General features: G+C 58.4%; 7 protein-coding genes. 6 read left to right on the forward strand and 1 reads right to left on the reverse strand.

All coding sequences use genetic code 11. The features are described 5' to 3' along the window. Nucleotides 1-221 precede the first annotated feature (221 nt). Entirely contained in the window at nucleotides 222-1,502 is a 1,281-nt protein-coding gene (locus ABD53_RS18050) for a glycosyltransferase (protein ID WP_047866619.1), read from the forward strand. Here the strand turns inward: ABD53_RS18050 and ABD53_RS14900 are convergent. Next, nucleotides 1,488-2,246 carry an oxygenase MpaB family protein gene (locus ABD53_RS14900; RefSeq protein ID WP_047866620.1) on the reverse strand — a complete coding sequence of 253 codons (759 nt, stop codon included), beginning with the start codon at nucleotides 2,244-2,246 and terminating at the stop codon, nucleotides 1,488-1,490. The two genes, ABD53_RS18050 and ABD53_RS14900, sit on opposite strands and share 15 nt — an antisense overlap. A 149-nt stretch (nucleotides 2,247-2,395) precedes the next feature. On the opposite strand from ABD53_RS14900, the gene ABD53_RS14905 reads away from it, so the two are divergent. From ABD53_RS14905 to ABD53_RS14925, 5 genes are all read left to right on the forward strand, one after another. Next, nucleotides 2,396-2,632, forward strand: coding sequence for a hypothetical protein (locus ABD53_RS14905; RefSeq protein ID WP_047866621.1), 237 nt, complete (start codon nucleotides 2,396-2,398; stop codon nucleotides 2,630-2,632). A 97-nt stretch (nucleotides 2,633-2,729) separates the two neighbouring features. Continuing rightward, entirely contained in the window at nucleotides 2,730-3,389 is a 660-nt protein-coding gene (locus ABD53_RS14910) for a LysE family translocator (protein WP_053058144.1), read from the forward strand. A 53-nt stretch (nucleotides 3,390-3,442) separates the two neighbouring features. Beyond that, on the forward strand, nucleotides 3,443-4,144 hold the full coding sequence (locus ABD53_RS14915) for a B3/B4 domain-containing protein (RefSeq protein ID WP_047866622.1): 702 nt from the start codon (nucleotides 3,443-3,445) through the stop codon (nucleotides 4,142-4,144). Continuing rightward, nucleotides 4,134-4,475, forward strand: a complete 342-nt coding sequence (locus tag ABD53_RS14920; RefSeq protein ID WP_047866623.1) for a chorismate mutase — start codon at nucleotides 4,134-4,136, stop codon at nucleotides 4,473-4,475. The genes ABD53_RS14915 and ABD53_RS14920 overlap by 11 nt, the downstream gene beginning before the upstream one ends. Nucleotides 4,476-4,747: 272 nt before the next feature. Further along, a complete protein-coding gene (locus ABD53_RS14925; RefSeq protein WP_053058145.1) occupies nucleotides 4,748-7,345 on the forward strand; it encodes a sensor domain-containing protein in 2,598 nt (865 codons plus the stop codon). Nucleotides 7,346-7,805: the final 460 nt, after the last annotated feature.

The following is a 7,805-nucleotide window of genomic DNA, read 5'->3' on the forward strand; positions in this document are numbered from 1 at the left end:
AAAGCAAAAGATCTCGGGGATGAAGCTCTAGGATTCGTACTAGGCGTACCAGCGGGCTTGATCTACTACGCACTGGTCAAGTACAAGACGCGCGGCATGTCGAGAGCAGACACCCAGAGCGTAATGCTTAAGGAGCTAAAATTATTCGGTGCGGATCTAACCCAAGATTCCGATGACAGCTCGCGGCGGCGCTAGACTGCCTCTCACCCAGCCTTAGTCACATGAAGATCACCTTTACCGTCGCCGGGTCGAGAGGCGACCTACAACCCTATGTCGCGCTGGGCACGAGACTACGGGCAGAGGGCGCGGAAGTTCGCATAGCCGCGCCCGCGATGTTCGAGGATCTCGTGGTCGGCCACGGTCTAAAGTTCAGTCCCATACCCCTGGATCCTTGGGGAGCCATTAGCCGGGTGCTAGGAGGCCGTAGCACGAACCTCCTCGCCGCTGGCCGGGCGAGCAGAAAAGAGTTGAGCCCGATAATGGACGATCTCCTCCACACTTACTCCAAGGCGTGCGAAGGAGCGGACGCGGTGGTCTACTCTCCGGTGGGATTTCTAGGCCGCGCGATAGCACAAGACAAAGGAATCTCCAGCGTAGGCGCCGCGTGTCAGCCTTTTCTCAACCGGACTAGCTCTTTCCCCAGCGCCTTCTTGCCGGTACCCGGCCGCCAGGTATGGGCGCCCGGCAAGGCGCGTTGGCGCGTCTACAACCGTCTTACATATACCTTTTCTCAACAACTACTGTGGAGCTTTATACGGGCTCCGGCGAACCGCGCGCTCTCTGGAGTCGACGGAAGCTCGCCTCTACCACGTCTAAGTCATCTAAAGGAGCTGAACGAGTCGGGCGAGCTGATACTCAACGGCTGGAGCCCTCGCGTCTTACCGCATCCCCCCGATTGGGGCGACAACCTCCCGATCACCGGATACTGGACCTTGCCGGATGGAGCTGGTTGGACGCCTCCAGGTGATCTCGTTGAATTCCTGGAGTGCGGGCCGGCCCCGGTGGTCATCGGCTTCGGCAGCATCGCGGGGGAAGATCCTCAAGAACTGAGGGACTTGCTCGTCGGAGCGCTGCGCCGAGCGCGGAGGCGCGGAGTCGTGCTAACGGGTTGGAGCGGGCTCTCGAATGCCGAGTTCCCCGAGGACGTTTACTCGATCCCGGAAGCTCCTCACGACTGGATATTCTCGAAGGCCGAAGCGGTGATCCACCACGGCGGCGCGGGCACCACGGGGGCGTCTTTGAGGTCCGGGAATCCCACGATTGTAATGCCCTTCTACGCGGATCAATTATTCTGGGCGCGAAGAGTCGCTCACCTGGAAGCAGGAGTGGCTACACTGCCCAGGGCGAAAATGTCTGCTAGCCGGTTAGCAGAAGCCATAGAGCAAGCTACCAACGACTGGAAGATCAAGGTTCGTGCGCAAACGCTAGGGCGCGATTTGAGGTCGGAGAATGGCGTTGAGGTAGCCACCAAGTATATATATCAAATGCTACAAAATCGATAAACGCCGCACGACTCGTTCGGCAACCTCATCCGGCAGCAATAGGTAAGTCAACCAGCCGTTGTTCTTCTTAGAAGCGGGTAAATATCTATAAAGCTTCAGCAGCTCGTAAACGGAGCGATTTGGCTTGCGAGTCATAAAGGATGCTAACTCCTCGGGTAGCAACCCGGATTGGACCGTGAGAAGCACTTGATACCGCCATGGACCCACTATGCTGCCTATCTCTTTGAGCAGCCGATCCGTAAGAGCGCTTCGTGAGTAATTCGCAAGCAACTGTTTATGGCGTTGGACTCTATACTCCTCATAAGTGGAGGGCAGGTCGGCTATCTCCATAGCCGATCCTAACTCAAGCATCGACCGACAGTGCTCTACGCGATCCTTCTCGGACATCCGTCCATACACGATCTCATGGACCCGCTCACCATAATCAATGAACAAATATATGAAATCCCTATAAGCCCAATGAGGGATCGCTTCACCTCTAACTCGCTGCGCCTCAGCGTGTACACGATTGATCCTGTCTACCTTAGCCATGGCCGCGCTCGGGTGGCACGTGAAAACGTCTTGTAGAAAGGCGGCTGTATCCAGTGAACGCTCCAGTAGGTCTTTGTGTGCGGATCGTGAAACCCATAACCAATCCACCGCCTTGTTATGGGCGAACTCCGATAGTAGGCCCGTGGCGAATAGGAGCACCGCGTCGGGGGTACTCCAGACACGCCTCGTCGCCGCACTTGTGACCATCTCCATTCGTACAACCTTACCGAAAATTATCCCTGTCGAGAAGCGTGATTCTCGAACACTCGCGTAGCCCAGTCCAACACTAAAACGGACAGTAGCAACCCCTCTGCCTCCATCTGATTTATCCTTATGTGTGGGGCTAGGGAAGGAGCTTAGAGATGGAAGGGTACGGAACCTGGGAAGACCTGAAGGAGCGTATCATGGAGGCCGCGCCCGGGGTTGCGGAAGAGGGCGGCATACGAGCCTTCACAGAGAACGACCTGGCCCGCGAGCTAAGTATGGAAGATGCTCAGGGCAAGCGCCAACTCTCCACTGCAGTCAATCAGTTGGTGGATGAGGGACGGCTTAGGAGCAACCCGGGGTTGAGCAAGAACCTCAGTATAGGTACAGGGTAGATAACCTCCCAGTAGGCCACCTCGCCACCTCCGCGCCCTCGATCCGTTATGAGAATCCAGGTTCTCGGCACTAGCTCGCAAGAAGCATGTCCCAACGTTGACAAACTACTCTATCGTGGCTAGCTTGACCGGCATGTCCGTCGAGTTCGTTCTTACCTCGCTCATCGTTGCTCTCGTTCCAGGAACGGGCGTGGTCTACACGATCTCTAGCGCGATAGGTGGGGGCTGGCGTAGTGGTCTATTCGCTACCGTCGGCTGTACCCTTGGCATAGTCCCCCACATAATGGCCGCGATGCTCGGGCTCTCCGCACTCATGCAGGCCGGCTCGGTGGTCTTCGAGGTGGTGCGGTGGGCCGGGGTGGCCTATCTCGTCTACCTAGGCGTTTCCATGATCCTAGCGGGAGGCTCGCTGGAGTTCGACACGGACGAGAACAGTTCCTCTAACCGTAACCCGGTAGGGTTGGTGATCCGGCGCGGGATCTTGCTGAACCTCCTTAACCCGAAGCTGACCCTGTTCTTCTTCGCCTTTTTGCCGCAGTTCTTGGGTAGCGCTCCATCGCTTCTGGACCCGAGGCTAGTCGGGCTCGGCGCGGCTTTCATGGCCGTGACCTTCGTCGTGTTCTTAGGCTACGCTAGCGCGAGCGCCGCCGTCCGAGACCTGCTTCTCGGCTCCGCTACCTTACGGAAGTGGTTCCAGAGGTCTCTCGGGGCGCTGTTGGTCGCCTTCGCCGCTAGGCTCGCCCTAACGGAGCGGTAATCAGATAATCTCCTAGCGCACCAAGACGTACGTCAAGAAAAGGAGGCTCTGTAATGTTCGCCTACGATGCAACGGTCGCCGGGCGATACCCGGAGGTTCACGCAGGAGTTCTCCACGCTACAGGGCTCCAGGGTGGAGAGTCTTCACCGAAACTTCTGGATGAGTACCGGGCGGAGCAAAGAGCTGTCGCCGGGAGGCTCGACAGTGTATCCATAGCCGAGCTAGCGCAGATAGCCGCCTGGCGCAGGGTTTTCAGCGACTTCGGCGCAAAGCCGACCCAGTACCGCAACGCCGCCGAGGCGCTTTTGCGCAGGCTCTCAAAGCACGGCGACATACCGACCATCAACGCCCTCGTGGACATCGGCAACCTCGTCTCTATCCGTTACGCAATGCCCGTCGCCGTGTTCGACATGGGGAAGGTAGCAGCACCTATCACGGTCAAGTTCGCAACTGGAGACGAGGGCTTTACAGACCTGGGCTCGACCGAGACGGTCCAGCCAGATACCGGCGAGGTAATCTTCGCCGATGCCGACGGCGGTGTGTGCGCCCGCCGGTGGTGTTGGCGTCAAAGTGCGGGTAGCGTCACCGGCCCGGACACTACCGAGGCCCTGTTCGTCATAGAGGGACACCACGACAGTGTTCGCCAAGACATCGAATCGGCGCTGGCCGATCTCACCTCGCTACTCGCCACGCACCAGCCCGAAAGCGAGATTGAATCTTACGTGCTGTCGCCGAGCGACCACCATGCCGGGTGAGTCTGGGCCGGGTAGTAATGAGAGGGGATTAGCTTTGAGGGAATGCCAAAGCCTCGCTGAAGTGCGCGAATCCATAGACGCCATAGACCGGGAGATAGTCGGGCTGTTGGCCCAAAGAGGGGATTATGTTCGCCAGGCCGCTGTTTTCAAACAGACCACCGAAGACGTGAAGGCCCCGCAGCGCGTTGAGGCGGTGGTTAAGAAGGTTAGGAATCTGGCTAGCGAGCGCGGCGCGGAGCCCGAGGTTGTAGAGCGAGTTTACCGGGAGATGATTTCGGCCTTCGTAGCCCAAGAGATGCAGGAGCACTCTAAAAAAGCCGGAGACGAGTAAGCCTTGGATGCTGACCGGTGGCGCGAGCCCCGTCCACTGTTTGGCCCTGCCTAACGCCCGGTTCGTCTTCTCGATGCTGGGATAATTATTCCTATCGAGAAAGAGTATTCTCGACCAGCAGCGTCTCGCAGATCTAGTATTCTCACTGGAGCGCGTCGTAACTTGAGTACTCTGTAACTTCTCGGACGGAGTTCGTGGCTGGGCTAGCGCAAACTCCGCTCCCAAACTCCGTTGCAAGGGGATTAGGTAAGGCCAAATAGAGAGGGATCTTGATGGATGAAGGAGGGGTTCCGGCAGGCACCGACATATTCTCCGTGCACGCCCGCTATGGTTCGGAGGTAGTTACTGTCCTAGAGCCAGACGGCACGATACGCGGGGAGACCTCTACAATCTACCGGCTTCTGGGTTACAGACCAGAGGATGTAGAAGGTACGGACTATGACCCTGGCCAGAGCAAGTGGTTTGGCTTCGTCCACCCTGAGGATAGCGAGAAGCTACTTTCAGCCGTTGGCGGGTGCCTGGCTACCGCCGGAGAGAGCCCAGCGGTAGAGTACCGTATCCGACACGCCGACGACTCGTGGCGCTGGTTCGAGTCTCGGGGGGTCAACCTTGCTAGCGATCCACAGGTACAGGGCGTGGTGGTCTCCACAAGGGATGTTACCGACCGCAAAGAGGCCGAGCAAGCCCGTATCCAGAGCGAGACACGCCTGAAGAGCGCCTTCGAGGATGCGCCAATGGGGGTGGTCGTCTACGACCTCGAAAGCACCCTGATCGCGGTAAACCCGGCGCTTTGCAAGATGCTCGGCTACGACCGTCAAGAACTACTCGGGAGCTCTCCGCTAGAGATAACCCACCCGGATGACCGACCGCGGAGCCAACAGCGCACTCGGAAACTTCTCGATGGTGAGTTCCGCGAAAAGGGACTTGAAAAACGCTACTTGCGCAAGGGTGGCGGCTTCGTGTGGGCCTACTGTGAGGCCCGGTTGGTGCTCGATGAAGGCGAAAGACCAAGTCACTTCGTCTGCCACATCCAGGACATTACAGAGCGAAAGCGCACCGAGACTGAGCTGGCCGAGAGCGAGCGGCGCTTTCGGCAGCTGTTCGAGCAGTCGGTTGACGCTGTGATCGTCCACGACAGTGAGGGGAACATAACGGATGTAAACCGACAAGCCGTGCTCTCTTTGGGCTACAGCCGTGAGGAGTTGCTCTCTATGAACGTCTCTGATTACGAGACGAAGCTGCTCTCAGAAGAGGAGCGCACCGAGAGGCAGAGGAGTGGGGACACACTCTGGCAGAGGATAGTGGCAAACGAGCCGGGGACGGTCATTGGTACGTCAAACGGAGAGAACCGTCGAAAGGACGGGAGTACCTTCCCAGTAGAGGTTCTGGTAGGTGGGGTGGACTACGGCGGTCGTAGGCTTATCCTCTCTTCGATCCGGGACGTTACAGAGCGCAAGGCCCTTGAAGAGCGCCTAAAGCACCAGGCCCTGCACGACCCCCTTACCGGGCTTGTGGGTCGCGAGCTGGCGACCGACAAGCTCAAGAGCGCCTTGGCGCGTTCACGGCGTAATAAAGAGAGCGTCGCCGTGCTCTTCGTCGACGTGGATAATCTCAAAATGGTAAATGACTCCTTGGGCCATGAGGCCGGCGACCGGCTGCTAGTCAACGCAGGCGAGCAGCTGCAGCAGTGCGTAAGAGAAGGGGACACGGTGGCCCGCTTTGGCGGCGACGAGTTCGTCGTCTTGCTAGAGAGCTCCGGTAGCGAGGAGGATGCCCTGCTCGTCGCCGACCGCATCCTAAAGAGATTTGAGGAGCCCCTGCGGGTAAGCGGCTACGAGGTGCCCGTAACCGTTAGCGTAGGCGTAGCCGTTGACTCCTACTGGGCGGAAAGCTCCCATGTAGAGGAGACAGCCCCAGAGAGCAGCTCGGTAGAGGCTTCTACGGACAGAGGCGAGAGTGGCTCGGTGAGCGCCGGAGAGCTAGTACGCCAGGCCGACGCCGCGATGTACCGGGCCAAGTCCTCCGGCGGGGCCAGCTACGCTGTCTTCGAGCCACAGATGGGCCGGGAGGACATTGAGCACCTGGAACTTTCGAGCGATCTGCACCGTGCCATAGAGCGCGGTGAGCTTAGGACCTACTATCAGCATAAGGTAGACCTCTCGACAGGCAGGGTTGCGGGCTGGGAGGCGCTCCTCAGGTGGGAGCACCCGGAGCGCGGCCCTATAGCGCCGGACGTGTTCATACCTCTAGCAGAGGGGAACGGCCTCATAGTCCCTATAGGCAAGTGGGTGCTAGAGAGAGCCTGCGAGCAGGCCCGAATCTGGCGCGAGCGTTACCCGAAAGAGCCCGGGCAGTTCATGAGTGTGAACCTCTCTGCAAAGCAGTTCGCCGATCCCGCCCTCGGAGATGAGGTAGAGCATATCCTGGAGCGTACGGGCCTACCGGCAGCCGCGCTAGACCTGGAGATAACCGAAAGGGTCCTGATGAAGGTCGAGGGCTCGGAGTTCGCGCGGATGCGGGAGCTTAGAGAGCTTGGGCTTAGCTTTTCCTTGGACGATTTCGGTACCGGCTACTCCTCGCTGCGGTCTTTGAAAGAGCTTCCGGTGGACTTCATAAAGATAGACCGCTCCTTCATGGAGGGTGTGCCCGGAGAGTCCGAGGACGAGTCCTTCGTTACCGCGATGGTCGACCTTGCCCACGCCCTAGGGCTTGCCGTGGTCGGCGAAGGCGTAGAGAGTGAGGCGCAGTGGCATCGGCTAAGGGAGCTGGGCTGTGACTACGGGCAGGGCTACCATTTCTCACCACCTCTACCATCAGAAGCGGCCACGCTCAGCATGGAGCGCCTGGAGCGAGAAGGTCCTAGCGCATGATATAGCCGTCATCCCTGTAGCGGCTAAAATCCGTGGCGACATCCCGCAGACCCGGAGCCGAATAGCCAGAGTAGATCAAGCGTCCTGCATTTTATTCCTCGCGAGAAAGCGCATTCTCGTCTCTAACCGTTTTATGCAGCTCTGGTGAATATCTGGTGCTACGGGAGCCCGAAAAGGCTCTAAAATCTCCGCTGAGGAGGTCGTGGCGGATCCGACGCTTGTAACAAGTTTTGAGGTTTTGAATAGATATACCGCTACATGAATAGCAGAGATGGAAACCAGACTCGTGAGGCAGCGTTCCACACCAGTTCTGTGACGGCTATATGTAAATGGGAGGTATAAGTAGAAGTTGTGGATCGGGCGTTTGAAAGGCACGCGGTGTACCTTCCCTGTAAGCAATCAGCAAAGACCCGGCGCACGAACGCCGGTGGGAAGGATACACCGCAATGGACACACTACA

The organism is Rubrobacter aplysinae (genome assembly GCF_001029505.1).
Lineage (GTDB): Bacteria > Actinomycetota > Rubrobacteria > Rubrobacterales > Rubrobacteraceae > Rubrobacter_A > Rubrobacter_A aplysinae.

What these genes read in the sequence shown, in the direction of transcription:
- ABD53_RS14900 (WP_047866620.1), bottom strand. Translation starts at nt 2,246, where the DNA reads ATGGAGATGGTCACAAGTGCGGCGACGAGGCGTGTCTGGAGTACCCCC.
- ABD53_RS18050 (WP_047866619.1), top strand. Translation starts at nt 222, where the DNA reads ATGAAGATCACCTTTACCGTCGCCGGGTCGAGAGGCGACCTACAACCC.
- ABD53_RS14915 (WP_047866622.1), top strand. Translation starts at nt 3,443, where the DNA reads ATGTTCGCCTACGATGCAACGGTCGCCGGGCGATACCCGGAGGTTCAC.
- ABD53_RS14920 (WP_047866623.1), top strand. Translation starts at nt 4,134, where the DNA reads ATGCCGGGTGAGTCTGGGCCGGGTAGTAATGAGAGGGGATTAGCTTTG.
- ABD53_RS14925 (WP_053058145.1), top strand. Translation starts at nt 4,748, where the DNA reads ATGGATGAAGGAGGGGTTCCGGCAGGCACCGACATATTCTCCGTGCAC.
- ABD53_RS14905 (WP_047866621.1), top strand. Translation starts at nt 2,396, where the DNA reads ATGGAAGGGTACGGAACCTGGGAAGACCTGAAGGAGCGTATCATGGAG.